Raw genomic sequence first — 24,871 nt, 5'->3', positions numbered from 1 at the left:
GGAATGACACTGATGTGATTAGACACGGGTTTGGGTGTCCAGGTCAAGCGCAGCGGGGAAATTGCTTTATCACCCCTCTGCCCGATTTCGATGTCTCGACACGGCGCAGAGCGAGGAAAAGTCAGGCGAGGATATCGAATCGCCGCAAAAACCCCCAAATTGCGCGACGTCGCCGTGAGCAACGTTACGTGCACTCGGCTCACTTCGCTGGCACTCTCGGCAAGCGCCTACCCTGGTTCCCTGTGAAGGTGACGGTTCTCGTCGGAGGCGTCGGTGGCGCCCGGTTTCTGCAAGGTGTTCGTGAACTCCTGGGACATACCCCGTTCCCGGAGGTTCTCGCGTCCGGTCGCGCCCCGGCCGACCATGAGGTGACGGCAATCGTCAACGTGGGAGACGACGCGTGGATGCACGGGGTCCGGATCTGTCCGGACCTCGACACCTGCATGTACACACTCGGTGACGGCATCGACACCGAGCGCGGCTGGGGCCGACGCGGGGAGACGTGGCACGCCAAGGAGGAACTGGCTGCCTATGGCGCCGACCCCGATTGGTTCGGGCTGGGTGACCGTGACCTGGCGACCCATCTGATCCGCACGCAGATGCTCGACGCGGGTTACCGGCTCAGCGACGTGACCGCAGCGTTGTGCCGACGGTGGGATCCGGGCGTTCGCCTGTTGCCCGCCACCGACGACCGCCACGAGACCCACGTCGTCGTCAGCAAGGAAGAGGACGACAAGGTCGCCATCCACTTCCAGGAATGGTGGGTGCGTCACCGAGCGCAGATCCCGACCCACGGGTTCGCCCAAGTCGGTTCGGACGATGCCAAAGCCGCGCCCGGGGTTCTCGACGCCATCGCCGACGCCGACATCGTCTTGCTGGCACCGTCGAACCCCGTGGTCAGTGTCGGTGCGATCCTCTCGGTCCCCGGCATCCGGGGAGCGTTGCGGACAACCGCCGCACCGGTCGTCGGCATCTCCCCCATCATCGGGACCAGTCCCCTGCGCGGCATGGCCGACGAGTGTCTCTCGGTCATCGGCGTCGAGACCAGCCCGGAAGGTGTCGGTCGACATTATGGAGCGCGTAGCGGCAACGGCATCCTCGACGGGTGGCTCATCGCACAGGGAGACACCGCCGACATCCCCGGAGTGACGGTCGCGTCTGTTCCCCTGCTGATGAGCAATCCGGAGACGACGGCCCAGATGGTCCGCGACGCATGTGACCTCGTGGGTGTGGCGCATGGATGAGGACCACGCCGCCGGCGGGACGATCCAGATCCTGCCGATCACCGGCCTGCCGCGGTTCCGGGCGGGTGACGACCTCGCCGGTGCCTTGGCAACGGCGGCCGATTGGTTGCGTACCGGCGACATCTTGGTGGTGACCAGCAAGATCATCTCGAAGGTCGAGGGCCGGATGGTGCCGGCCCCCACCGAGCCGGAAGCCCGCGACATCGCCCGTCGCGCCCTCGTGGACTCCGAAGCGGTGCGGGTGGTGGCCCGCAAGGGCCGCACACTGATCACCGAGAACAAGCTCGGCATCGTCCAGGCGGCATCGGGCGTCGACGGCTCCAACGTCGACGGTGACGAACTGGCGCTGCTGCCCACGGATCCTGACGCCAGCGCTATGGCCCTGCGCGCGTCCCTGCGCGACCGACTGGGCATCGACGTGGCCGTGTTGATCACAGACACGATGGGACGGGCCTGGCGGGTCGGACAGACCGACGTGGCAATCGGAGCCGCAGGCATCGCTGTCACCCACCCTTACGAGGGTTCGGTCGACGAGTACGGCAATCCGCTGATCGTCACCGACATCGCCGTCGCCGACGAACTCGCCGCTGCCGCCGATCTCGTCAAGGGCAAACTGGGTGAGATCCCGGTGGCGGTGGTGCGTGGTCTGACTCCGCGCGAAAACGGCACCACCGCAAGAGATCTCCTTCGCCCCGGCGAGGAAGACCTGTTCTGGTTGGGTACTGCCGAAGCCATCGATGTGGGTCGACGGCAAGCGCTCCTCATGCGCAGGTCGGTCCGTGACTTCACCGACGAACCGGTACCGGCCGACGTGATGAGGGCAGCGTTCGCCGACGCCCTGACCGCACCTGCACCGCACCACAGCCGTCCGGTGCGCTTCGTGTGGCTGCGCGACCGCACCCGTCGCGTTGCGTTGCTGGACGCCATGGCACGGCAGTGGCATCACGACCTGACCGAGGACGGCAAGACCGAATCATCGATCAGCAAGAGGGTGGCGCGCGGTCAATTGCTGTATCGGGCGCCGGAAGTCGTCATTCCCGTACTGACAGGCGATGGGCGGCACGATTATCCGGAGGCCCGGAGGACGGCGGCGGAGCACACGATGTTCACCGTGGCCGCCGGCGCCGCCGTGCAGGGCCTGCTCGTTGCGCTGGCCGTCCGTGATGTCGGGAGTTGCTGGGTGGGTTCGACGATCTTCGCGCCGGACGTGGTGAGAGCCGAGCTCGGGCTCCCTGCCGACTGGGAACCGCTGGGCACAGTTGCGATCGGATTCCCCGCCGGCCAACTGGAACCGCGGTCACCCGCAGACGTCGACGACCTGGTGGTGGAACTGTGAGCGCCCAGAGCCTGCACCGGTCGACCACTGAACTGCTCACCGAATGGCACGCACCTGACCCGCACCAGGATTCGTTACGTCACACCGTGCTCGCGTTCCTGGCGGCCGCACCGCGCGGGTGCCTTCGCGAGAGTGCGGCGGGGCACATCACCGCGTCGACCATCGTGATCAACGCGGCCCGCACCCACGTGCTGCTCACCTTGCATCCCCGGGTCGGCAAATGGATCCAGCTCGGTGGGCACTGCGAGGACACGGACGAGACCATCGCAGACGTCGCCACTCGCGAGGCACGGGAGGAGTCCGGGATCGCCGGCCTCGACGTCAGACCGGAGCTGGTCCAGATCCACACGCACCCGATCACCTGCTCGCTGGGTGTACCCACCCGACACCTCGACCTACGGTTCGCGGCGTTCGCCAACGACAATGCCGACGGCTCCCTGCCTGCCATCGTCCGCAGCGACGAGTCGGTGGATCTGGATTGGTGGCCCATCGACGCGCTGCCCGAGAACACCGAACACCCCGCCATCCCGGCGCTGATCGACGCAGCGCTCAGAGCTGCATCCGGTCGCTAGACCCGTACGCCCTTGCCGATGGCCACGACGCCGCCGTTGCTGAAAGCGAAACGCTCGCGGTCACGTTGTTCGTCGACGCCGACGATCTCGCCGTCTGACACCACGACGTTCTTGTCCAGGATGGCCTTTCGCACGACCGCACCTTTACCGATCCGCACACCCGGCATCAGCACGCTGCCTTCGACGGTGGCGCCGTCTTCGACGATCACGTTGGAACTCAGGACAGAGTTGCGAACGGTGGCTGCGGAGATGATGCTCCCCGCCCCCACCATCGACTCCTGCGCAAGGCCTCCCTGGACGAACTTCGCAGGCGCCACCAGATAGTCCGCGGAGCCGTGGATGGGCCAGCGCCGGTTGTAGAGGTTGAAGATCGGGTGCACCGACACCAGGTCCATGTGGGCGTCGTAGAAGGCGTCGAGGGTGCCGACGTCGCGCCAGTATCCGCGGTCGCGGTCGGTGGCCCCGGGCACCTGGTTGTCCTTGAAGTCGTAGACGAACGCCTCACCGCGGTCGACGAAGGCCGGGATGATGTCGCCGCCCATGTCGTGGTCGGAGTCGGGATTGTCGGCGTCGGCCTTGATCGCCCGCACCAAGGCGTCGGCCGTGAAGACGTAGTTGCCCATCGATGCGAACGTCGCGTCCGGATCGTCCGGCGTGCCGGGCGGATCGGCGGGCTTCTCGAGGAACTGGGTGATCTTGCCGCTGTCGTCGGAATCGATACAGCCGAACGCCACGGCCTCCGCGCGCGGAACCCGGATGCCCGCGACCGTGCACTCGGCACCAGAAGCGATGTGGGCCTCGACCATCTGCTCGGGATCCATCCGGTAGACGTGGTCGGCGCCGAACACGACGATGTACTCGGGCTCCTCGTCGTAGACCAGGTTCAACGACTGGAAGATCGCATCGGCGCTGCCTGTGTACCAGCGGGGTCCGAGCCGTTGCTGCGCCGGGACAGGCGTGATGTATTCGCCGTTGAACCCCGATGGCCGCCAGGTCTGCGAGATGTGGCGGTCGAGCGAGTGCGACTTGTACTGCGTGAGCACGCACAGCCGCGAATACCCGGCGTTGACGAGGTTGCTGAGGACGAAGTCGATGAGCCGGTATCCGCCACCGAACGGCACGGCGGGCTTGGCGCGGTCCATCGTCAACGGAAAGAGTCGTTTCCCCTCGCCGCCGGCGAGGACGATCCCGAGGACGTGGCGCTGTGAAATCACCCCTTAAACCTATCCGTCAACTGACGTCGCGGCCAGAGACAACAGGCGAGAGTTTCGAAATCGCTTGCGCTATCGCGACACAACTTCTGATCACACGGCGGCATTGAAGTGCACCGATGGCGTTACGGCCTTCGTCCGACTAGCGTCAGACCCATGCGCGTGGCGATGATGACCAGGGAATATCCACCAGAAGTGTACGGCGGCGCCGGAGTCCACGTCACCGAATTGGTGCGACATCTGCGCCACCTCGCCACGGTCGACGTGCACTGCATGGGCGCTCCACGTGAGACCGCCCAGGTCCACGGAGTCGACCCCGGTCTCGAAGGCGCCAACGCCGCGATCACCACACTGTCGTCGGATCTACGGATGGCGGTGGCCGCCGAAGGTGCGTCGGTCGCCCATTCACACACCTGGTACACCGGTCTCGCCGGCCACCTCGCCGCGCAGCTGCACGGGATACCCCATGTGCTGACCGCACATTCACTCGAACCCCGCAGACCCTGGAAAGCCGAGCAACTCGGCGGTGGGTACCGCGTGTCGAGCTGGGTGGAAAAGAACGCCGTCGAATACGCAGATGCCGTGATCGCGGTCAGTTCCGGCATGCGGATCGACGTGTGCGATGCGTATCCGCGCCTCGACCCGGACAAGGTGCATGTGGTCCGCAATGGCATCGACACCCACACGTGGCATCCGGTGGACGCCGCCGACTCGACATCGGTCCTGACCGACATCGGCGTCGATCCGACACGCCCCATCGCGGTGTTCGTCGGTCGCATCACCCGGCAGAAGGGTGTTCGCCACCTGATCGCCGCGGCCCACCACATGGACCCCGATCTGCAGCTGGTGCTGTGTGCCGGCGCACCCGACACTCCTGAGATCGGTGCCGAGATCGCCGAAGCCGTGGAGCACCTTTCCGCCGCACGTTCGGGGGTGTTCTGGGTGCGCGAGATGTTGCCCACCGAGAAGGTCCGGGAAATCCTCTCGGCTGCAACCGTATTCATCTGCCCGTCGATCTACGAGCCGCTCGGGATCGTCAACTTGGAAGCGATGGCATGCGGCACCGCAGTGGTGGCCTCTGACGTCGGTGGCATTCCCGAGGTGGTCCGCGACGAGGTCACCGGCCTCCTGGTGCATTACAGCGAGGACAACGCCCGCGACTTCGAACACGATCTTGCCGCGGCAGTGAATCGGGTGGTCGCAGACCCGGTTCAGGCCGCCGCCATGGGTGCAGCCGGCCGCGAACGCGCGATTGCCGAATTCTCGTGGGACTCGATCGCCGAGCAGACGCTGTCGATCTACGAAACCGTCTGCGCCACAAGCTGATACACCTGGACGGTCGTCGACACCGTCACCGACAGCGGGTCGGGCAGACCGGAGAGCTTCGTGGCGACGTCGCCCGTTGTCAGATGGAATGCGGACGGACCCATGAGGACCACATCGGCTGTCTCCGAGTGCGACAGGGCAACCGAGTACTCGACCAGTGTGCGTTCGATGCGGACGAAGGTGCCCGCCATGCTGTTGCCGATCCGCTCGGACTTGTCCTTGTCCACACCGATCATGCCGACGGCGTCCACCAGTTCGCGTAGGTGGCGAGGTGTCGGGGTCACCACCACCAGCTTGCCGTCGGCCCTGAGCACTCTTGCGAACTCGGGTATGTTGCGCGGCGAGAACACCGACAACGCAAGGTCGATCACCTGATCGGCGACCGGAAAGGGTTGCCAGCCATCAGCGACGACGGCACCGATCTCCCCGGGCAGCCGACCGAGTTGCCGCGCCGCGATCTTCGAGAGGTCGATGCCGACGCCGCGCCCACCCGACGCATCGACCGCCGCCGACAGGTAATGCCCGGTACCCGCACCCACATCGAGAATCGTTGCGCCAGGCGCGCACTGATCGCGTACCGCGGAGAGAATAGGGTCGTAGAAACCCGCGTTCAAGAATCTTGTTCGGGCACCGAGCATCTCGGCGGTGTCCGAACGAAAACTGCTCCCCCCGCCCCCGAGCAGGCTGACGTATCCCTGCTTCGAAATGTCAAAGCTATGGCCGCCGGTGCACCAGAGAGTACGGTCGGCGCACTCGAACGGTGCCCGGCACACCGGACAACACAAGAGATCGACCACTGCAGAAAGCATGGTCGATCGTCTCCTTGTTGTTGCTGCGTGTCACCGGATCAGGCGGTCACCCCACGCAGTTCTTCACCCAATGCCGCTGCCTCGTCCGAGGTCAGCTCGACAACCAGTCGGCCGCCACCCTCGATGGGGATGCGTACAACGATTCCTCGCCCTTCCTTGGTTGCTTCAAGGGGACCGTCCCCGGTCCGTGGCTTCATCGCCGCCATCTCTGCTCCCTTCAGATTCGCTGCCGCAGTCGGCGTCGAAGTCTGATCTTATTCGGTCGGTGCCAATATCCGTTGACACCGCGCGGTTATACGCTGGTCGGCTTCTATAGTACGGACTACTGACGGGTTATTCTGCCTCTTGCGCTGGGCTTTCGACCTCATCACGCGCCTGGAGCCGGTAAAGCGCCGACCTGAGTTCATCGATTTCCCTGGCGAGCTTCTCCAGGGCCCAGTCCACTTCGCCCGCTTTGTAGCCGCGGGTCACTTGCGCGAACCGCAGGGACCGGACGTCGTCGCCGGTGATCCCGGCGCGCGGCAGCCGCGTCAGCGTGGTGCCCGGTTCAAGGGGCGGAAGGTCTTCCGACCGCCCGAACACCACCCAGACAACGGCGAACACGACACCGATCACGGCGATCATGATCAGCAGGTAGAGCAGTAACGTCAGCACCCATCCACTATGACACCCGCTCGGCGTCCTCGAACGTCATCTCCAGGTGGCCGACCGACGATGTCATCAACGCCCGACGTCCCAGCTTCAGGCTTCGCAGCTCATCGGCGATCGGATGCGAACCCAGCTGCAGATCGGCGCCGCCGAGGCGGGTGCGGGTGTTCTTGGTGTTGTTCAACACCCATGGGGTCTCCCTGGTGACCCCGTCGAGATGTGAGTAGGCACGCAAGACTGTCGTGGCGCTGGAATCGGGAACCTTGATGCCCGGCCGCACCGTCAATGCAGCGATCATCTGTCCGCCCTCGCTGACCACGCCCCGCTTCGTCGCGCTGCGATGGTCGACGTCGAAGTCGGCCAGTGTCTTGGGGAATCCCCAGATACCCCGGCCCGCAGCAAGAGTGAACTCGCCGTCGACGGGAAGTCGGTGTACGAGGGCACGTGCCCGCCCGGCAGCCAGATCCCTCAGATTCGAAACGATCGACGCGCCACGGCGTTCCCGATCACCGACGAGCAGACACACCCCGAATTCGTTGTAGGGACCGAGATCTCCGTCCACGTAATCGACGAATACGAGCATGCACATCGCCCGGCCCGGGCGCACCTGCATCACCTGCAGCCCTGTCTCGTCGATCGCGGCCTGCGCCGCTGACGCCGATGCGGTGAACCCGGCAACAAAGCAGCTCGCATCACGGACCCGTACCGGCATCTGCACCTCGGCGCCCAACACCTGATGTGCGGTGGTCATGACCTTGCCTCCTCTGTGTTCTCGACTCCGTCACTCTCCGTGTGGACGACTCCGCGCAAGCCCTCGGCTCCGAACAACGGCTCGAGCATGGAACTGAAGTCGGGACCACGCCGCAGCATCTGGCCCCCGTCCACATTGATGACCTGCCCGGTGATCCAGGATGATTCGTCACCGAGCAGGAATCGCGCCAGCGCGGCGATGTCCTCCACCTCACCGACACGGGGCAGCGGGGTGCTCACCCGGTAGTCCTCGCTCAGCGTCGGGTCGTCCACGATCATGCCCACCAATTCGGTGCGTGTCAGGCCCGGCCGGATTCCGTTGACGCGAACGTTGCTGGCGCCCAACTCGTCTGCGGCCAGCGCAACGAGATGATCGACACCCGACTTGGTGACGCCGTACGCCCCGAACCATCGGTGTGTGTTGCTCGCAGCGATCGACGAGATGGCCACGATCGACCCACCGCCGGCCCGCACGAGCTCGCGCCCGCCGTGCTTGATGGTGAACATCGTGCCGTTCAGGTTGAGGTCGATGGTGCGTTTCCACGCAGCGGTGTCCATCTGGGTGATCGGGCCGATGGTCTCACTACCGCCGGCGCACGCGACGATTCCGTCCAGGCGCCCGGTGAGAGCCGCGGCCGCGGCCACCGCCTCCGCGACCTGATCCTCGTCGGTGATGTCGCCGGCGTGAGCGTGCACCGAGCCGTCCACCAGTGCTGCGTTGAGTTTGTCGGCCGTCTCGCCGAGGCGCTCGGCGTTGCGACCGACAATCGTCACCTTGGCCCCCTGCTCGGCGAGTGCACCGGCGATTCCCGCGCCGATTCCACTGCCGCCACCGGTGACCAGAACGGACTTACCCGTCATCGAACCTGACATCGACCAACTCCCCGAAGTGTGAACGGACACCTTGCTAGAACATGTTCTAGTTACGGTAGCCGACCGGGGCGCTGCACATGCAAAGACGATCCACCTGCTCTGCAGATGGATCGTCTTTGGTGCTGTGGTGCCGGTGGGTCGACCGTTACGAGGCGCGGCGCGCTCGCGTGGCGGCCATCGGCCGCAAGGTGTTCATCGCGGGTCGATCAGCGAGGTAGACATCGGTGGTCTTGGGTGTGAAGGTGCCGTCGGGCTGAATCTTGAACTGGGTGAGCCCCACACCCGAGTCCTCGATGCCGCAGCGACCCATCAGAGTGCCGACGATCTGGCGGCTCATCACCCCGAGCTCCACAAGAGGGCGGTTGCGGTGGGTGCGGACACCCAGGTTGACCTGGCCGATGCCGGCCATCCCGTAGCGGTCGTAGGTGTCGACGAGCAACCCGATCTCCACTCCGTAACCGGGGGCGAAAGGAACGGCGCACAGCAGTTCCCGGGTGCCGGCGTATTCGCCTCCGAGAGGTTGCAGCACCGCGGTGAGATCAGGCTTGAAGGACGCGAGCAGCGGCCTGGCAACCAGTTCGGTGACGCGGCCGCCTCCGTTGGCGTCCTCACCCTGACCCGTACGGAGCGGGCGTCGATAGAAGCCCTTCACCAATTGGATGTCCTCGTTGATCAGCAGCGGTCCGAGCAGTTTTGGCACGAACATCGGATCGGGATCGATGAGGTCCGAGTCGACAAAAGCGATGAGATCGCCGGTGGTGGCGGCCAGCGAACGCCACAGGACTTCCCCTTTGCCGCGAACCGGCTCCACCTCGGGAACCGCCTCTTCACGGGTGATCACCTGGGCACCGGCCGCGCGAGCCCGCTCGGCGGTGGCGTCGGTCGAGCCCGAGTCGAGCACGACGAGTTCATCGACCAGGGTGCCGACGAGTGGACGGATCGAGGCGATCACATCCGCGACGGTGTCTTCCTCGTTCAGCGCCGGCAGGACCACCGACACCGTGCGGCCGCGTTTTGCGGCCACCAACTCCTCGACAGACCAGTCTGGTCGGTCCCAGCTGTGATCGGCGGCCCACTCGGCCTGCGGCGAATCTTCGGGCGCGGACGCGATGGGCGTCCAGACGCGGTCGGACCTTCCAGTGACGTGTTTTCCAGCGGTCATGCCAAACCCCTTACTGTTCGGGCAGGTGGTCTGGTTCCGGCTATCGCGGCAACCATCTCGACCACCCTTCGTGTGGCGGCAACCTCGTGAACGCGAAACACTCGTGCTCCCGCCGAAGCGGCAAGTGCTGTCGCGGCCAGTGTCCCCTCCAGCCGATCTTCCAGGCCTACCCCTAGAGTCTCCCCTACAAAATCCTTGTTGCTCAGTGCCATCAGCACTGGCCAGCCGGTATTAACCAGAACGTTCACCTGGCGTAACAAAGCCAACCCGTGATGGGTGTTCTTCCCGAAGTCATGCGTCGGATCGATGACAATCGAATCACGGCGCACGCCTGCGGCAGCCGCGCGGTCGGCAGCTTTCGTGACCTCCGCGAGCACGTCGGCCACCACGTCCGGGTACCGAACCCTGTGGGGGCGGGTACGCGGTACCGCTCCCCCGGTGTGCGAACAGACGATGCCCGCCGACATCTCGGCGGCCACCGAGACCAGGTCTGGATCGGCCCCCGCCCACGTGTCGTTGATCAGATCCGCCCCGGCGTCCACTGCTTTGCGGGCCACATCGGCGCGCCACGTGTCGACGCTGATGATGAGATCCGGATGCCGGTGACGGATCCACTCGACCATCGGCAACACCCGGTCGATCTCCTCGGCGGCGTCAACCTCGACACCGGGACCCGCCTTCACCCCGCCGATGTCGACGATGTCCGCGCCCTCGGCGACCACCTGCTCGACTCGGGACTTCGCGCCATCGTCGGTGAAGCTGGACCCACGGTCGTAGAACGAATCAGGTGTCCGATTGACGATTGCCATGACCAACGCACGATCCGTCGCGACCGCACGGCCACAGAGGGTCGGCGACACCGGCGCGTGCGCCGACCACGCGTCAGCCCCCACCGGCTGCGCGCTCGGGATCGGCTTATCCGCGGGGGACTTTGGCTCCGGCAACGTCATCGGGGTACTCATCGTAGAACTCGACGTACCCGTCTTCGCTACCGGTCAAAACATAGAGCGCATCGTCGCCGACCTCCGTGTAACCCTGATCGCGCAGCTCGACCTTGCGGTTCTTGAATGTCGACGTCTGCTCGAGCTGATCCACGACCCGGAGGAACAGCGGGACCGCGTACGGGGGCAGCTCGTCGTATAGGTGTTTCGCGAGCGCCCTCGGATCCAGGTCGGCGCCCTCACGGACGGTCACCGACGCCATACCCGCCTTGCCGTCACTGCCCGGCACCTCCACGCCGTAGACCACGGCCTGATCGAGAGTGTCGACACCTGCCAGAGCACCTTCGACCTCGGTGGTCGCGACGTTCTCGCCCTTCCAGCGGAAGGTGTCACCGAGCCGGTCGACAAAGGCGATGTGCGACATACCGAGATCGCGCACGAGGTCACCGGAGTTGAACCACCGGTCACCCTCCTTGAACGCGTCGGAGATGATCTTCTTGTTGGACGCCTCTTCATCGGTGTAACCATCGAAGGGCACCCGATCGGAGATCTCCGAGATGAGCAGTCCTGCTTCACCTTTCGAGACCTTTGTCAGACGGCCGTCGCCGTTGCGTTTCGGGTCGCCTGTCTCGTGGTCGTACTCGACGACCTTGTACGGCAGCGGGCAGAACCCGGCGGTGCGGGTCAGGTTGAACACGTTGATGAATGCCAGGTTGAGCTCGGAGGCGCCGTAGAACTCGACAACCCGCTCGATGCCGAAGCGTTGGGTGAATTTCTCCCAGATCTCGGCCCGCATGCCGTTGCCGACGATCACCTTCACACCATGGCTGCGGTCAGTCGGCTTCTCGGGCTGGGCCATCAGGTACCGGCAGAGTTCGCCGATGTAGCAGAACGCAGTGGCCCGGTTCTGGATCACGTCGTCCCAGAAGCGGGATGCCGAGAACGACTTCCCGATCGCGAGGCATGCGCCGGACGCCAGCACCGACGACAGCGCAACTGTCAGTGCATTGTTGTGGTAGAGCGGCAGCGCCGAATACATGGTGTCGCTGTGGCGAAGCCGCACACCCATCCCACCGATGCCGTCCATGCTGGTCATCCAGCGGTAGTGAGACATGATGCTGGCCTTCGGCATCCCCGTGGTGCCGGAGGTGAAGATGTAGAACGCCTTGGTCTTTGCGGGAAGCCCGGCGGTGACCGCAGGGTTCTCGTCGCTCAGACCTTCGGTGGCCTCGTCGAGCTCATCGAAATCAACTGTGACCGAGGGCAGCACGTGGTCGTCGTCGATCGATTCGAGGGCTTCGCGAACCTCCGGGTCGACCACGAGAACGGTGGCCTCGAGGATCCCGAGGCTGTGGGTGAGCACCTTCCCACGCTGGTTGTAGTTCAGCATCCCTGCCACTGCGCCGAGCTTCACCGCGGCGATCATCACCAGGAGCGTCTGTGGATGGTTCTTCGCGAGTACGCCTACGACGTCGCCCTGTCCCACACCGTTCTTGCTGAAGAAATCGGCATAGCGGTTGATCCGGCGATTGGCTTCACCGTAGGTGATGGAATTGCCCTCGAACCGGATGAAAGGCCGCTCGGGGTGTTTTGCCACCAGCGAGTTGAACACCGACCCGATCGTCGACTCCGCCGACGGCCTGCGAAGGATCAGCCCCGGTGCGTGCCTGACGATGCCGGGTACGTCCGGCACCATTGCAAGCGCGCCCTTCGCAACGTCGAGAAGTCCAACACTTGTCCGGGATTCACTTGCCACCTGAGCTCCGATGCTTGTCCGTTGTGCCCCCAAACGAGCTCCGTAGAGCTCCGCACGGCACGTTCGCGATGAGGTTACCGATATTCACAGATAAATATTGCACGCTGCCAAAGCGTCGCGGACCGACTTGGTGACGACAAGCCGATCGAGTGCATGCGTGGAGACGAACCCGGTTGCCGTCAGGTCGCGCAACCACCGAACAAGCGGGTCGTAATGTCCTCCGGGATCGAGCAGGACCACAGGCTTGGCGTGCATGCCGAGGTAGCCGGCCGTCCATGTCTCGAACAGTTCTTCGAGTGTCCCGATACCTCCGGGCAGGGTGATGAACGCATCGGCCCGGTCGTCCATCTGCTGCTTGCGCTCGCGCATGGTGTCGGTGACGACGAGTTCGTCGGCGTCGGTGTCCGCGACTTCGCGGTGCACCAGCGCTTTGGGGATGATCCCTACGGTGTGGCCACCGGCGTCGCGGGTCGCCTGTGCCACCGCACCCATCATGGAGACGTTGCCACCCCCGGACACCAGCGTGTTCCCGGTGCTTCCGATGGCGGTGCCGAGCTCGGCCGCCAGCTGCAGGTACGAGGCAGGCACCGGTCCGGATGCGCAGTACACGCAGATCGCACTCATGATTTGGCCTGCCGCTGGCGCGATTCGTCTACGATCGCGACTGCTTCGGTCACCGAATCGGTCACCTGCAGGAGCTCGATGTCCGCTTCGGACACCAGGCCCTCACCGGCCATCGTCGTACGGACCCAGGCCAGGAGCGGTTCCCAGAAGTCCTTGCCCAACAGGACGATCGGAAATTGGACCACTTTGCGGGTCTGCACCAGCGTGAGAGCCTCGAAGAGTTCGTCGAGCGTTCCGAAGCCGCCGGGCAAGCAGATGAAGGCCTGCGCATACTTCACGAACATGGTCTTACGGACGAAGAAGTACCGGAAATTGATGCCGAGGTCGACCCATTCGTTCAGGTTCTGCTCGAACGGCAGCTCGATGCCGAGCCCGATGGAGTAACCACCGTTCTCGCAGGCCCCGCGATTGACCGCTTCCATCAGGCCGGGTCCGCCACCGGTGATCACCGGATACCCCGCGTCGGCCAGCGCCGCCCCCAGCTCGCGGCCCAGTTCGTAGAACGGGGAACCTGGTTGCACGCGAGCCGAACCGAACACGGTCACCGCGGACGAGACCGTCGATAGCGTGTCGAAACCCTCGACGAATTCGGACTGGATGCGCAGCACCCTCCAGGGGTCACGTGCCGAATCGGGTGATCGCAGCAGGCGCTGGTCGGTGGTCTGAACAGGCTTGTCGTGATCCTCGCGGATCCGGGCCGCCCCGCGATAGCTGAGCCGGGTGTCTCGGTCGGGTGTTGACATGCCACGACGCTAGCAACGGTCGGCAGATGTCGGCCCCCGAGCAGGCGGTCAGGCGGTGAGATATCGCCGAAGAACGTCGGTCACCTCGGTGATCTGCGCGGTGGGCACCCGTTCGTCGCGTTTGTGCGCGAGATTCGGGTCACCCGGCCCGAAATTGACCGCCGGGATCCCGAGCGCCGAGAACCGGGACACATCGGTCCACCCGTACTTGGCCCGGAACTGCCCGCCTGCTGCCCCGACCAGGGCCGCAGCCGCCGGATGCCCGAGTCCGGGCAGCGCTCCCGCCGCCGAGTCCGTCACTTCGAAGGTCACTGCGCCCGAGGCGATCTCGTCCGAGAACAGCTGACGGACGTGGTCGGTCGCCTGCTCCACCGACCGGTCCGGGGCGAACCGAAAGTTCACGTCGACGCTCGCCACGTCGGGTACGACGTTTCCCGCGACACCGCCCTCGATGCGCACGGCCGAGAGACCTTCCCGGTATTCGCACCCGTCGATGTCCACTCGGCGCGCCTCGTAGGCGGCCAGGGTCTGGAGCACCGAACCCAGCCTGTGGATCGCGTTGTCACCCAGCCATGAGCGAGCCGAGTGGGCGCGCACACCCGCGGTGCTCAACCTCACCCTCAGGGTGCCCTGACAACCCGCCTCGATCTGACCCGCGGTGGGCTCACCCAGGATGGCGACATCACCGACGAGCCACTGTGGCAACTCACGCTCGATGACCCCGAGGCCGTTGTATGTCGCGGCGATCTCTTCGCAGTCGTAGAAGATCAGGGTCAGATCGCAGTTCGGGTCGTCGAGTGTGGCGGCGAGGTGCAGGAAAACCGCGTCGCCGGACTTCATGTCGACGGTGCCGCATCCGTGGAGCACGTCACCCTCACCGCCGACCGTCTCACGGCGACTCGGGACGTTGTCGGCGATGGGGACGGTGTCGAGGTGACCGGCCAGCACCACTCGACGGGACTTCCCGCGATCGGTGCGAGCGAGCACCCGGTTGCCGTGGCGCAGCACCTCGAAACCAGAGGTCTGCTCGCGTATCGCGATCTCCACGGCATCCGCGATCGCGGCTTCGTCATGACTGACACTGGGGATGTCGACGAGCGCTGCCGTCAGGTCGATCGGGTCGGCGCGCAGGTCAAGGGCCGGAATACTCACGTGGTTCACCGTAGTCGCCCACCGCTCGCTCCCACGAGTTGTCCATCCGACTGCGAGCAAAGTGGGCCGGGGCCTTCCCGGTGACCGCCCGGACCTCGCGGAACATGTGCGCGTAGTCGGCGTACCCGGCCGAGTGGGCCACCTGTGTGAGCGGGACCCCGGCCCGTAGACCATCCAGCGCCGAATCCACCCGAAGGATCCGCGCGAGCGCCTTGGCGCCGTACCCGTAGTGGTGCCGTGACCATCGCTGGAGCTGACGCGGGCTCACGCTCACCTCGTCGGCGACCCGGCTCACCGGCTGACCCTCCGCCAACAGTGCGGTCGCCGGACGGAGCCATCGCGGGGGCGGCCTCCGGGCGAGGCTGTCGGCGGCGCATCTCTGTAGTACTCCTGCAGGATCCGCGGCGGATGCCACCTGTTCGGTGAGCAGGCGTGCCGCACGGGCCGGCAACACATCGGCGAGCGCGATCCTGCTGTTGATCAGTTCGTCTGCGGCACAATCGAAGACAACCGGGGCCACGCCCGGCTCGAATCGCAAGGCGGTCATCTCTGCCGTGCGCGATCCCTCCACGACGACGGGTCCGGTGTCCGGTCCGGCGATCATCAGATCTGTGCCCGTCCATATCAGGTCCATGCATCCATCCGGCAATATTTCGGTGAGACCTGCCGGGCCGCTGCGCCACCAGATCGTCGCGGGCACCAGCGACGAGCGACGTTCGCGGTAGGTGACGTATTCGGACACGCTCTGGATTGTCCTGCGTGAAGTTGCTCCGCGTAAACTCAGGACCCGTGACCAACGCATCTGGAGCCTCAGCCATCGGCATCGCCACCATCACCGATGACGGGGCGGTCCTCGACACCTGGTATCCCTCGCCCGAACTCACCGAGGTGACCGAATCCGGTACAGCTCTCCTCGAAGGCGATGACGTACCCGCCGACCTCGCCTCACTCGTGGGCAGCGACACCGACCGCGGGGTGCGCACCGTGGCGGTCCGCACCTCGATCGCGCTGGCCGACGCACCTTCCGACGCCCACGACGCATACCTGCGACTGCACCTGCTCTCACATCGCCTCGTCGTTCCCCACGGGGCGAACATGGACGGTATCTTCGGGAAGCTGTCGAATGTGGTGTGGACCAACTTCGGCCCGTGTGCCGTCGAAGGTTTCGAGCTGACGCGGGCCAAGCTCAGAAGCCGCGGTCAGGTCACCGTGTACGGCATCGACAAGTTCCCTCGAATGGTCGATTACGTTGTGCCGAGCGGAGTCCGGATCGCAGACGCCGGCCGCGTCCGGCTTGGCGCGCACCTTGCCGAGGGCACCACGGTGATGCACGAGGGATTCGTGAACTACAACGCCGGCACACTCGGACAGTCGATGATCGAGGGCCGGATCTCCGCCGGGGTCATCGTCGGCGACGGATCCGACGTCGGCGGTGGCGCATCGACGATGGGCACCCTGTCCGGCGGCGGCAAAGAGATCATCTCGCTCGGCAAGCGCTGCTTGCTGGGCGCCAACTCAGGGTGCGGTATTGCGCTCGGCGACGACTGCGTCGTCGAAGCAGGGCTCTATGTGACTGCGGGCACCAAGGTCACCGGGCCTGACGGCACCGTGGTCAAGGCACGGGAGCTGTCGGGCAAGAGCAACATCTTGTTCCGCCGCAACAGCACAACCGGTGCGGTCGAGGTCGTTCCGTGGAAGGGCGATGGCATCGAACTCAACGCGGCGCTGCACGCGAACTGACGCGCGACGTGTCGGTGGGGCGGAGTCGATGGTCAGTCGCCTCCGCCACCACCGCACCCTGAGCCACAGGAGCTTCCGGAACTGCAGGAACTCCCCGAACTGCACGATCCTGAACTGCTGCACGAGCTGCTCGAGCTGCTCGAGCTGCAATTGTGATGATGGCCCGATCCGCAGCTGTTGCTGTGCCAGGGTCCCGACGAATCGTTCCAGCTGGTGTCGCCGTGGTTCGTCGACGCGTCCCCGCCACTGAGATTGTTGTACGGCGAGCCGTACCAGGGTCCCCGACCCGGAGCCCGATACCGATCAGCTGATCTGGAAGAGCGAGAACCGACCACGGCGATGAGGGCGATCAGCGCCCCGCCGGCCAAACACGCGCCGATCACGATCAGAATTGTCATGGCCTTGCCCTTCTACCCGCTGCTCCCGCAGCCACCGCCACCACTCGACGAGCCGCCGCCGCCGCAACTGCTTCCACACGACCCACCGCCGGAGCCACCATCGCCGTGACCTCCCCCGTCGGAACCGCCGATCCACCCGCCGCCGTCGCCCGACCAGCCTCCGCGACGCCTGCGTCGGCGCCCCGGCTGCGCCGATCGGGTCAGCAAGACGAACAGCAGAGCCGGTATCCCCACCGCCAGGACTATGAACAGTGCGTTCATGACAACCCCTCCTCGTCGACAACTCTTGGACGCGACCCTGACAGATGCCATGTCGCCGAACCCATTCCGATCACCAGTTCTCGACGTCCGCGGTAGCGCACCCAAGCGATCCGCCGGACACCTGCGTACACCTTTTCGACCGCGAGCCAATCCGCTGCCTCGGGGTCCAGATCTTCGCGACGCTCGAGCCACAACGTGAAAGCGGCCACGTCATCATGCGCGCACCCACGAAGGGAAATCTCTCTACCGAACTGACCGAACCGCGAACGCCAGCGCGGGAGCGCTTCGAGTTGAGGGCCGGCACGCAGCGCCGCCGAAGCTCGCTTCCCGACCAGGATGTCGCTCGTCAGCATCGATCCGACGCGGTCGAATCCGGCGGGGACCCGGCCTGCCAACAGCTCACCCACCACCTCGCGTTGGCGGGCGGCGAGCTCCGCGCGTTCTCGGTCAAGCGCAATGGTCGACTTCACGGACCCGGCCTTCCTCGATCGCGGCGTCGATCGCGCGCAAGCCCGGCAAGACCGTCTCGGGGCTGATGCCCGTGTCGCGTTCGAGCATGATCCCGGGAACCCGAATCCGCGCCCGGTGGCATCCCGCCACGAACTGCGTGAGCAACGTCGTCACATCGTCGACCATCGGATCGCCATGGGTGTCCACATATCGACCTTGGCGATAACGCCCGCCTGCGGTGTGCACGTAGGCGATGTGCGACAACGGGAATCGCAGCAACTGGTGTAGCGGATCAGTCCCCTGCGCGACTGCGCTCGAGAAGAGGTTGGCCACGTCCAGGACCAACTGCGCCCCTGTGCGCCGGACGATCTCGGCGAGATAGTCGGGTTCGTCGAACTCATCCTCCGGCCAGGCGATCAGCGCCGCGATGTTCTCCAGTGCCAGCGGCACACCGACTGCATCTTGGGCACGGGAGACGTTGTCGCACAGGACTGTCAACGCCGCGCGTGTTCGGGGAGGCGGCAACAGGTGACCGGCCTCCAGAACGTCGCCATGTAGAGGATCGGGCGAGTCGGCGGCCCTGACGAACGCGATGTGCTCGCTGACCACCGGCGACTCGAGTTCACGTGCGAGTTCGGCCAGTCGGCGCAAACGCCCCGGGTCGGGTACATCGGCTCCGGCGAGGCCCAGGCTGACGCCGTGCGCCACGATCGTCACTCCTCGGGCGCGCAGATCGATCACTCCGTCCGGCAACGCGCCGGGCGTCATGTTCTCGGCGACCACTTCGGTGAACCGCAGGGACCCCGCAGCCGCGAGATCGCCCAGCAGATCGGAGATCGGGGCACGCCACGCGATTGATGATCCGGTCAGCTGTGTGCTCATCACGCCTCCTCACCCGGTTCACGAGTGGACGGCGCCGGCCATTCGAATCCCTTGTAGCGGTAGCTGTTTCGACAATCGATCCAGCTGGTTGATCACAGCTTCGCCCAAAGTCGCCGAAATGGGGTAACGGAACGGTCTCAGATTGGCTACAGGTGATATATCTGCAGGTCAGAATGCCAGGCGGGTGGCCGCAGCCGTAATCCGTTCGTCGGTGGCGGTCAGCGCGAACCGTACATGGCGCACGCCACGCGGGCCGTAAAAATCGCCTGGGGCGACGAGGATGCCGCGCTCGGCAAGCCAGTCGACGGTGTCTCGGCACGGCTCGTCCCGGGTCGCCCACAGATACAGACCTGCGGCCGATTCATCGATCCGCAGCCCGGCGCTGCGAACGGCCGCCGCGAGAGTCTCGCGGCGGGCGCGGTAACGCTCCCGCTGGGCGTCCACGTGATGGTCGTCGCCGAGCGCAGCGGCCATCGCCGCCTGCATCGCGTACGGGACCATAAGGCCCGCGTGTTTGCGCACGGCCAGCAGCTCCCCGATCAGCGCCGGGTCGCCGGCGAGGAAACCAGCGCGGTAGCTCGCCAGATTCGACGTCTTGGACAACGAATGGACCGCCAGCAGACCGGTCAGATCACCGTCGGTGACCCGGGGGTCGAGGATCGACAGCGGTTCGTCGTCCCACGCCAAGCCGAGGTAGCACTCATCCGACACCACGATCGTCCCGCGCTCGCGCGCCCACTGGACCACCTTGCGGAGGTGCTCGAGCCCGAGGACCTTCCCGGTGGGGTTCGACGGCGAGTTCAGGTACAAGAGGGCAGGCGAACTCGGTCCGAGCTGCGTGAGCGAATCAGCGCGAACGGGCTCCGCACCGGCAAGCAGGGCACCGACTTCATAGGTGGGATAAGCGATCTCGGGAATCACCACTTGATCGCCCGGTCCGATACCCAGGGTCGACGGCAGACCGGCGATGACCTCTTTGGTCCCGATCACCGGCAAGATCATGGTCTCGTCGAGACCGGGAACCGCGTGCCGGCGCGCAAGAGCGGCCACCGCGGCGCTGCGGACCTCGAGCGTCCCGATGGTCACCGGGTAGCCGGGGAAACCCGACGCCTCGGCCAGTGCCGACCGGATCAGCGGATCAACCGGGTCCACCGGCGTTCCCACAGAGAGATCTACGATGCCGTCGCGATGCTCCGTCGCCCGGGCCTTCGCGGCCGCGAGGGTGTCCCAGGGGAAATCCGGAAGCCGCCTGGAAACCGGTTCGCGGCCACGCACCACTGTCATCGGGCAGTCAGTCCTCGGTGTTCATCGGGGGCAGCGCCTTGACGAACGGCGAGTCGTACGCGACCTTCCCCACCTTGCTGGCACCGCCAGGCGAACCGAGATCATCGAAGAAGTCGACGTTGGCGTTGACATACGGTTCCCACTCGTCCGGCACATCGTCTTCGTAGAAGATGGCCTCCACCGGGCACACCGGCTCGCAGGCACCACAGTCGACACATTCGTCGGGCTGGATGTAGAGCATCCGTTCGCCCTCATAGATGCAGTCGACAGGGCATTCCTCGACGCATGCCTTGTCCAACACATCAACGCAAGGCTCAGCGATGATATAGGTCACCGACCACCCTCCTCGTCTTCGCTACTCGCGCGTGGGCTGCGCGCGCTCAAAAGCGGGCACGCCCTCCACCACAAAAGGACGGCAGACTGCCCGCTTGTCGCCTCCTAGTATCCGCGTTGCACATATCAAGTCAAAACCGGGTGAGGCAAGGTGGCCTTTCTCCCCATCAGTCGGGCCTCGATTGAAATCACGACGGTCCTAACCCTGTGCACGCCGGCCCGCGCGATCCATCCTGGGTGACGTGAACGCGCACCAGATGCCCTTGTGGAACCGAATGTGTTGTCGCTGACCCAGCGACCACGCACCATTCGACCCTCCCAGGAGCACCTGTCATGACCTCCACACTGAACCGTCCGCTCACCACTCCGGCACTACCCACCCACCACCTCCCGACACGGTTGAGGCCGGCCGATCTGCTGCGGCTGACCGACCAGAGCGCGAGTGACGTACTCGACGGCCGCCACGACGACCTGCTCCCCAAGTACTGGGACCGGGAAAACAGGTGGGCAACGCGTCTGCACTATGACGACGATGTCGACATCTGGCTGATCAGCTGGACTCCCGACGAATCAACCGACCTGCACGACCACGCCGGTTCGCTGGGCGCGCTCACTGTGCTGTCGGGCGCACTGACCGAATACCGGTGGACTGGATCCACCCTGCGGGCACGCACGCTCGACGAAGGCGACCAGGCCTCGTTCCCGCTGGGCTGGGTCCACGACGTGGTCCGCAGTCCCACCCGCGAGGTGACCAGCGAGCCGACGCTCAGCGTGCACGCGTACTCACCACCGTTGACCGCGATGTCCTACTACGAAGTCACCGACTCGCAGTCGCTTCGCCGGACCAAGACCGTCCTCACCGACGGCGGGGCAGCATGAGTTCGGTGACAACACAACTGACGATCGATGAAATGCTGGCCCGTGCGCGGGAGGGCCTGGTGCGCCTGGAAGCGGCTGACGTGCCGATCGCCGTCGAACAGGGTGGAGTGCTCGTCGACATCCGGCCCGCAGCCCAACGCGCCGCCGAGGGCGAAGTGGACGGTGCCCTCATCATCGAACGCAACGTTCTCGAATGGCGACTCGATCCCACTTCCGACGCCCGCATCACCCAAGCGATCGACCACGAAGTCCGATGGATCGTGCTGTGCTCGCAGGGATACACGTCGAGCCTGGCCGCCGCGTCGCTGCAGGAACTCGGCCTCCACCGGGCCACCGACGTGGTCGGAGGATTCGAGGCACTCGTCGAAGCCGGGCTGGCCGAGCCCGCCCGCTGACCCGCGGTCAGCTGTTGTGCTGGATCTCCTCCACCGCGGAGTCCGTGGCGCGACGAAGGGCGGAGTGCTCGCCGATGAAATCGGCCACGGCGCCGATGACCGGTAGGGCACCCAGCAGCCGCCAGGGTTGCCGCGGCGACGGACGACGACCCAACTCACCGACGATGGCACGCGATGTGGCCAGCCTGTCCCACACCGAGGCGTGACCTTCGTCTGCCGACCCATTGCGCAGCAACGCACGCGAATCCAGTTTCCGGCGGCAGAGCACGTGGGCGAGCAGGTCGGTCTGCGCATGACGGTCGTCGATGCCGTATGCCCGTGCGACAGCGCACAGCACGACCGCTTGCTGCACGAATCCGGCGATCACCTGGATCGGCAGCCGATTGGCGATCACGCCGAACACCCCGGGATAGGCCACCAGGGCCGTGGTCACCGTTCCCATCCGGCCGACCCACCAGTCGCGGCGCTGATCAGCGGTCCAGCTCTCCCATTTCGCCGTCCCCGGGAAGCCGGAAGCGTCGGTGACCTTGACGAGTGAGTCATCCAAAGCCGCAATCAATTTCGCGATTCCCTCGGCGGGCACCTCAGACGCGGACATGGCCTGCTGTTCGGGTCCCCGAAACGTTCTGTGCTTGATCCCCAGAGGATCGAGGTGCTCCACCGCCCCGAGGGCAGGATCGATCAACCCGGTGGCCGTGTACAACAGCCGGGCGACCTCGTGATCACTCAGGTGCTTCGCCGGTGGCAGGGGTAACTTCATGCGGCACTCTCTTTTCGGACGCCGGCGACGCTTCGCTCATGAGCGGGTCGGCCGATTGCTCCCGCAATGGACCGCATCTCTGCGGGTGTCCACGCGAGGCCATGATGCGACCCGGTCGATCGCGCGATGGTTTCCTCGATTGCCGTCCGTCCCAGATCGCTTGCGCCACTCTGCAACATCAACTGCGCATCCGCCACCCCGAGACCGAGCAGACTGGTTCCGATCGTCGCAATCCGACCGTGCAACATCACACGCGACAGAGCGTGCACTGCCCGACTGTCGCGGATCGTCGGTTTCGTGGCGTCCACAGACGGGACAGGGGCTCCGGCATACCAGAACGGAAGCGGCACGAAGTCGACGAATCCTCCGGTGCGGTCGAACATCTCGCGCACCAGCCCCAACTCACGCACCCAATCGGACGGACCGCCCCCGTGGCCGTAGACCAGGGTCGCGGTGGAACGCAGCCCCAACTCGTGGGCCACCGAGAGCGCGTTCGCCCCCATGCTGAGTCCCGCTGCGCCACCGATGTGGTCGAGGCCCGCGTCACGCAGTTCGGCCAGCAGCGTGTGGGCCACCGGCCCGCCTGCCCGGACCGCGACGCCAATCATCGCGGGGACCAGGAGGCTCACGTGCATGAACGGCACCCGGGCCTTGATCGCGCGGATGTACTCACAGCAATCTGCGACGGTGGCGTCGGGGTCGGCTCGAATGCAGACCTCGTCCACCCCGGCGATCGATGCTTCCCCGGCCCGGTCGGCGACCTGCTCGGCCGACAGAGCCGAGTGGGTGGAGGTCGCGCAGTATCGGCAGCCTGGTTCGCACACGGACAAGGTGTTGATGATGCGGCTGGGAACGTAGGTGACATCATCGCCGGCAGTCTGCCGACGCAGCGAATCAGCCAGAGCGACAAGAGCATCGAGCTCCTCGCCATCAGCGTGCGCCAAGGTCAGGTAGTCGTCGGGACTGCAGCCGGCCGGGTCGGCATGCGCACGGTCCAAAGCCGCGCCGAAGTCCGGCACACCCCGAGCCGGGACTCGGCCCGCCTCACGAACCACACCCCACGGCCGACCGCTCGGACGGATGTCGGCGGCCAGGCCGGTCGTCGGATCCGCCACCGCCTGCAAGTGGCCCGCGACAGCCGGATCGATCCACGGCGCGCCTTGCAGGACGTAACGCGGCTGCGCGGTGACGCGCTCGGTGAGGGTGTAGCCCGTGGCGGCGGTGATCTCGGCCAGGGATTCCAGATTGGGCCAGGGCCGTTCGGGATTGACGTGGTCGGGCGTCAACGGCGACACACCACCCCAGTCGTCGACGCCCGCCGAGACCAGAGCCGCGCACTCGGCAGGTGAGACCAGATTCGGCGGGGCCTGGATTCGCATCCGCGGCCCGAGCACGATGCGCGCCACCGCGACTGCCGCCAGGAACTCCTCGAACTCGGCGTCGGCGACCCCGCGCATCGCGGTGTCGGGCTTGGCCCGGAAGTTCTGGACGATGACTTCTTGGATGTTGCCGAAGATGTTGTGTATCTTGCCGATCTCGATCAAGGAGTCGGCGCGCTCGGCGAAACTCTCCCCGATTCCGACGAGGATCCCCGTGGTGAACGGTATCGACATCCGGCCGGCGTCGACGAGTACCCGCTTGCGGATCTCCGGGTCCTTGTCCGGGCTGCCGTAGTGACAGTTCCCCCGGTCCGTGAAGAGACGGCGCGCCGTGGTCTCGAGCATCATGCCCATCGATGGGGCGACCGGCTTGAGCCGCGACATCTCTTCGGCACTCATCACCCCGGGATTGAGGTGGGGCAGTAGGCCGGTCTCTTCCAGAACCCGGATGGCAGCGGAACGGACATAGTCGAGAGTGGAGCTGTAACCGCGTTCGTCGAGCCACTGCTGCGCTTCGGGCCACCGGTCCTCGGGCCGGTCCCCCAAGGTGAACAATGCCTCTTTGCAACCCAATTCAGCGCCCTGCCGGGCGATCTCGACAACCTGGTCGAGTTCGAGGAACATGCCGTGGCCCGCACGGCTCAGTTTGCCCGGCACCGTGACGAAGGTGCAGTAGTGGCAGCGATCGCGGCACAAGCGTGTCAGCGGGATGAAAACCTTGCGCGAGTAGGTGATCTGGCGGTCGCGGCCTTCTTCTGCGAGCCCGACGTCACGTAGGTCAGCGGCTATGCGACACAACTGCTGCAGCTCATGGCCGCGCACTGCAAGCAACGTGGTGGCCTGTTCCGGGCTGAGAGCGCCTTCGCGAGCTTGCTGCAACGCGTTGTGCACCGCTGCGGACACCTGCCCGTCCGTCTGCGCCTCTGAGGTCAGCTGGTCTGGGGTCACCATCAGATAATGCTC

The 24,871-nt window shown here is 65.6% G+C and carries 27 protein-coding genes and 1 pseudogene; 7 read left to right on the top strand and 21 right to left on the bottom strand.

Features of this window, described 5'->3' with window-relative positions; all coding sequences use genetic code 11:
* Window positions 1-242: 242 nt before the first annotated feature.
* Genes cofD through CSW57_RS19170 form a run of 3 tightly spaced genes read left to right on the top strand, consistent with a single transcriptional unit; the run spans window position 243 to window position 3,152 of the window.
* A complete protein-coding gene (cofD, locus tag CSW57_RS19180) occupies window positions 243-1,244 on the top strand; it encodes a 2-phospho-L-lactate transferase (protein WP_099384141.1) in 1,002 nt (333 codons plus the stop codon).
* On the top strand, window positions 1,237-2,580 hold the full coding sequence (locus CSW57_RS19175) for a coenzyme F420-0:L-glutamate ligase (protein WP_099384618.1): 1,344 nt from the start codon (window positions 1,237-1,239) through the stop codon (window positions 2,578-2,580). Before cofD ends, CSW57_RS19175 begins: the two co-directional genes overlap by 8 nt.
* Entirely contained in the window at window positions 2,577-3,152 is a 576-nt protein-coding gene (locus CSW57_RS19170) for an NUDIX hydrolase (protein ID WP_099384140.1), read from the top strand. Before CSW57_RS19175 ends, CSW57_RS19170 begins: the two co-directional genes overlap by 4 nt.
* Here CSW57_RS19170 and glgC read toward each other — a convergent pair.
* Window positions 3,149-4,366, bottom strand: a complete 1,218-nt coding sequence (glgC, locus tag CSW57_RS19165; protein WP_023963305.1) for a glucose-1-phosphate adenylyltransferase — start codon at window positions 4,364-4,366, stop codon at window positions 3,149-3,151. The two genes, CSW57_RS19170 and glgC, sit on opposite strands and share 4 nt — an antisense overlap.
* Before the next feature lie 153 nt (window positions 4,367-4,519).
* Between glgC and glgA the strand changes: the two genes are divergently transcribed.
* Entirely contained in the window at window positions 4,520-5,689 is a 1,170-nt protein-coding gene (gene glgA / locus CSW57_RS19160; RefSeq protein WP_223249348.1) for a glycogen synthase, read from the top strand.
* Here glgA and CSW57_RS19155 read toward each other — a convergent pair.
* The 13 genes and pseudogenes from CSW57_RS19155 to CSW57_RS19100 all read right to left on the bottom strand — a co-directional run bounded on the left by CSW57_RS19155 (window position 5,662) and on the right by CSW57_RS19100 (window position 15,889).
* On the bottom strand, window positions 5,662-6,228 hold the full coding sequence (locus CSW57_RS19155; RefSeq protein WP_262982253.1) for a class I SAM-dependent methyltransferase: 567 nt from the start codon (window positions 6,226-6,228) through the stop codon (window positions 5,662-5,664). The genes glgA and CSW57_RS19155 overlap by 28 nt on opposite strands.
* Window positions 6,229-6,378: 150 nt before the next feature.
* Window positions 6,379-6,498: pseudogene (locus CSW57_RS24885) on the bottom strand (putative RNA methyltransferase); the annotation flags it as partial.
* A 38-nt stretch (window positions 6,499-6,536) separates the two neighbouring features.
* Window positions 6,537-6,704 carry a DUF3117 domain-containing protein gene (locus CSW57_RS19150; protein WP_023963302.1) on the bottom strand — a complete coding sequence of 56 codons (168 nt, stop codon included), beginning with the start codon at window positions 6,702-6,704 and terminating at the stop codon, window positions 6,537-6,539.
* 127 nt (window positions 6,705-6,831) lie between these two features.
* A complete protein-coding gene (locus CSW57_RS19145) occupies window positions 6,832-7,152 on the bottom strand; it encodes a DivIVA domain-containing protein (RefSeq protein ID WP_099384138.1) in 321 nt (106 codons plus the stop codon).
* Window positions 7,153-7,159: 7 nt separating this feature from the next.
* Window positions 7,160-7,897: an acetoacetate decarboxylase family protein gene (locus tag CSW57_RS19140; protein ID WP_099384137.1), complete on the bottom strand. Its 738-nt coding sequence runs from the start codon at window positions 7,895-7,897 to the stop codon at window positions 7,160-7,162.
* A complete protein-coding gene (locus tag CSW57_RS19135; RefSeq protein ID WP_099384136.1) occupies window positions 7,894-8,769 on the bottom strand; it encodes an SDR family oxidoreductase in 876 nt (291 codons plus the stop codon). Before CSW57_RS19135 ends, CSW57_RS19140 begins: the two co-directional genes overlap by 4 nt.
* A 145-nt stretch (window positions 8,770-8,914) precedes the next feature.
* Entirely contained in the window at window positions 8,915-9,931 is a 1,017-nt protein-coding gene (locus tag CSW57_RS19130) for a glucosyl-3-phosphoglycerate synthase (protein ID WP_099384135.1), read from the bottom strand.
* Window positions 9,928-10,740, bottom strand: a complete 813-nt coding sequence (gene folP, locus CSW57_RS19125; RefSeq protein ID WP_099384616.1) for a dihydropteroate synthase — start codon at window positions 10,738-10,740, stop codon at window positions 9,928-9,930. Before folP ends, CSW57_RS19130 begins: the two co-directional genes overlap by 4 nt.
* A gap of 106 nt (window positions 10,741-10,846) precedes the next feature.
* Entirely contained in the window at window positions 10,847-12,628 is a 1,782-nt protein-coding gene (locus tag CSW57_RS19120) for a long-chain-acyl-CoA synthetase (RefSeq protein WP_099384134.1), read from the bottom strand.
* A gap of 84 nt (window positions 12,629-12,712) precedes the next feature.
* Window positions 12,713-13,252: a TIGR00730 family Rossman fold protein gene (locus CSW57_RS19115; protein WP_099384133.1), complete on the bottom strand. Its 540-nt coding sequence runs from the start codon at window positions 13,250-13,252 to the stop codon at window positions 12,713-12,715.
* On the bottom strand, window positions 13,249-13,995 hold the full coding sequence (locus CSW57_RS19110; RefSeq protein ID WP_099384132.1) for a TIGR00730 family Rossman fold protein: 747 nt from the start codon (window positions 13,993-13,995) through the stop codon (window positions 13,249-13,251). The genes CSW57_RS19115 and CSW57_RS19110 overlap by 4 nt, the downstream gene beginning before the upstream one ends.
* A 48-nt stretch (window positions 13,996-14,043) precedes the next feature.
* Window positions 14,044-15,147: a succinyl-diaminopimelate desuccinylase gene (gene dapE, locus CSW57_RS19105; RefSeq protein ID WP_223249346.1), complete on the bottom strand. Its 1,104-nt coding sequence runs from the start codon at window positions 15,145-15,147 to the stop codon at window positions 14,044-14,046.
* Entirely contained in the window at window positions 15,128-15,889 is a 762-nt protein-coding gene (locus tag CSW57_RS19100; protein ID WP_189339323.1) for a helix-turn-helix domain-containing protein, read from the bottom strand. Before CSW57_RS19100 ends, dapE begins: the two co-directional genes overlap by 20 nt.
* Window positions 15,890-15,936: 47 nt before the next feature.
* On the opposite strand from CSW57_RS19100, the gene dapD reads away from it, so the two are divergent.
* On the top strand, window positions 15,937-16,887 hold the full coding sequence (gene dapD, locus CSW57_RS19095; RefSeq protein WP_099384130.1) for a 2,3,4,5-tetrahydropyridine-2,6-dicarboxylate N-succinyltransferase: 951 nt from the start codon (window positions 15,937-15,939) through the stop codon (window positions 16,885-16,887).
* Between the two features lie 410 nt (window positions 16,888-17,297).
* Here dapD and CSW57_RS19085 read toward each other — a convergent pair whose 3' ends face one another.
* From CSW57_RS19085 to fdxA, 5 genes are all read right to left on the bottom strand, one after another.
* Window positions 17,298-17,546: a hypothetical protein gene (locus CSW57_RS19085; RefSeq protein WP_189339322.1), complete on the bottom strand. Its 249-nt coding sequence runs from the start codon at window positions 17,544-17,546 to the stop codon at window positions 17,298-17,300.
* Complete coding sequence (locus CSW57_RS19080) at window positions 17,543-18,016, bottom strand: hypothetical protein (protein ID WP_099384128.1); 474 nt, start codon at window positions 18,014-18,016, stop codon at window positions 17,543-17,545. The genes CSW57_RS19085 and CSW57_RS19080 overlap by 4 nt, the downstream gene beginning before the upstream one ends.
* Window positions 17,994-18,878 (bottom strand): DUF692 domain-containing protein, encoded by an 885-nt coding sequence (locus CSW57_RS19075; RefSeq protein ID WP_099384127.1) that lies wholly within the window; start codon window positions 18,876-18,878, stop codon window positions 17,994-17,996. Before CSW57_RS19075 ends, CSW57_RS19080 begins: the two co-directional genes overlap by 23 nt.
* Before the next feature lie 168 nt (window positions 18,879-19,046).
* Window positions 19,047-20,162 (bottom strand): succinyldiaminopimelate transaminase, encoded by a 1,116-nt coding sequence (gene dapC / locus CSW57_RS19070; protein ID WP_099384126.1) that lies wholly within the window; start codon window positions 20,160-20,162, stop codon window positions 19,047-19,049.
* A 7-nt stretch (window positions 20,163-20,169) separates the two neighbouring features.
* Window positions 20,170-20,496, bottom strand: coding sequence for a ferredoxin (fdxA, locus tag CSW57_RS19065; RefSeq protein WP_023963285.1), 327 nt, complete (start codon window positions 20,494-20,496; stop codon window positions 20,170-20,172).
* Between the two features lie 332 nt (window positions 20,497-20,828).
* On the opposite strand from fdxA, the gene CSW57_RS19060 reads away from it, so the two are divergent.
* Window positions 20,829-21,374: a cysteine dioxygenase gene (locus CSW57_RS19060; protein ID WP_099384125.1), complete on the top strand. Its 546-nt coding sequence runs from the start codon at window positions 20,829-20,831 to the stop codon at window positions 21,372-21,374.
* The gene (locus CSW57_RS19055; protein ID WP_099384124.1) at window positions 21,371-21,769 is read left to right on the top strand and encodes a rhodanese-like domain-containing protein; all 399 of its coding nucleotides are present in this window, start codon (window positions 21,371-21,373) and stop codon (window positions 21,767-21,769) included. Before CSW57_RS19060 ends, CSW57_RS19055 begins: the two co-directional genes overlap by 4 nt.
* A gap of 7 nt (window positions 21,770-21,776) precedes the next feature.
* Here the strand turns inward: CSW57_RS19055 and CSW57_RS19050 are convergent, their stop codons facing one another.
* The gene (locus CSW57_RS19050; RefSeq protein WP_099384123.1) at window positions 21,777-22,529 is read right to left on the bottom strand and encodes a hypothetical protein; all 753 of its coding nucleotides are present in this window, start codon (window positions 22,527-22,529) and stop codon (window positions 21,777-21,779) included.
* Entirely contained in the window at window positions 22,526-24,859 is a 2,334-nt protein-coding gene (gene cofG, locus CSW57_RS19045) for a 7,8-didemethyl-8-hydroxy-5-deazariboflavin synthase CofG (RefSeq protein WP_099384122.1), read from the bottom strand. The genes CSW57_RS19050 and cofG overlap by 4 nt, the downstream gene beginning before the upstream one ends.
* Between the last annotated feature and the right edge of the window lie 12 nt (window positions 24,860-24,871).

This window comes from Williamsia muralis (assembly GCF_002735905.1).
GTDB lineage: Bacteria > Actinomycetota > Actinomycetes > Mycobacteriales > Mycobacteriaceae > Williamsia > Williamsia muralis_A.
The sequence above is the reverse complement of the archived record's forward strand: the minus strand, read 5'-3'. Positions and strand labels throughout refer to the sequence as shown.

What these genes read in the sequence shown, in the direction of transcription:
- CSW57_RS19175 (WP_099384618.1), top strand. Translation starts at nt 1,237, where the DNA reads ATGGATGAGGACCACGCCGCCGGCGGGACGATCCAGATCCTGCCGATC.
- glgA (WP_223249348.1), top strand. Translation starts at nt 4,520, where the DNA reads ATGCGCGTGGCGATGATGACCAGGGAATATCCACCAGAAGTGTACGGC.
- CSW57_RS19150 (WP_023963302.1), bottom strand. Translation starts at nt 6,704, where the DNA reads ATGGCGGCGATGAAGCCACGGACCGGGGACGGTCCCCTTGAAGCAACC.
- CSW57_RS19140 (WP_099384137.1), bottom strand. Translation starts at nt 7,897, where the DNA reads ATGACCACCGCACATCAGGTGTTGGGCGCCGAGGTGCAGATGCCGGTA.
- CSW57_RS19135 (WP_099384136.1), bottom strand. Translation starts at nt 8,769, where the DNA reads ATGTCAGGTTCGATGACGGGTAAGTCCGTTCTGGTCACCGGTGGCGGC.
- CSW57_RS19130 (WP_099384135.1), bottom strand. Translation starts at nt 9,931, where the DNA reads ATGACCGCTGGAAAACACGTCACTGGAAGGTCCGACCGCGTCTGGACG.
- folP (WP_099384616.1), bottom strand. Translation starts at nt 10,740, where the DNA reads ATGGCAATCGTCAATCGGACACCTGATTCGTTCTACGACCGTGGGTCC.
- CSW57_RS19115 (WP_099384133.1), bottom strand. Translation starts at nt 13,252, where the DNA reads ATGAGTGCGATCTGCGTGTACTGCGCATCCGGACCGGTGCCTGCCTCG.
- CSW57_RS19110 (WP_099384132.1), bottom strand. Translation starts at nt 13,995, where the DNA reads ATGTCAACACCCGACCGAGACACCCGGCTCAGCTATCGCGGGGCGGCC.
- CSW57_RS19085 (WP_189339322.1), bottom strand. Translation starts at nt 17,546, where the DNA reads ATGAACGCACTGTTCATAGTCCTGGCGGTGGGGATACCGGCTCTGCTG.
- CSW57_RS19075 (WP_099384127.1), bottom strand. Translation starts at nt 18,878, where the DNA reads ATGAGCACACAGCTGACCGGATCATCAATCGCGTGGCGTGCCCCGATC.
- dapC (WP_099384126.1), bottom strand. Translation starts at nt 20,162, where the DNA reads ATGACAGTGGTGCGTGGCCGCGAACCGGTTTCCAGGCGGCTTCCGGAT.
- CSW57_RS19060 (WP_099384125.1), top strand. Translation starts at nt 20,829, where the DNA reads ATGACCTCCACACTGAACCGTCCGCTCACCACTCCGGCACTACCCACC.
- CSW57_RS19055 (WP_099384124.1), top strand. Translation starts at nt 21,371, where the DNA reads ATGAGTTCGGTGACAACACAACTGACGATCGATGAAATGCTGGCCCGT.
- CSW57_RS19050 (WP_099384123.1), bottom strand. Translation starts at nt 22,529, where the DNA reads ATGAAGTTACCCCTGCCACCGGCGAAGCACCTGAGTGATCACGAGGTC.
- cofG (WP_099384122.1), bottom strand. Translation starts at nt 24,859, where the DNA reads ATGGTGACCCCAGACCAGCTGACCTCAGAGGCGCAGACGGACGGGCAG.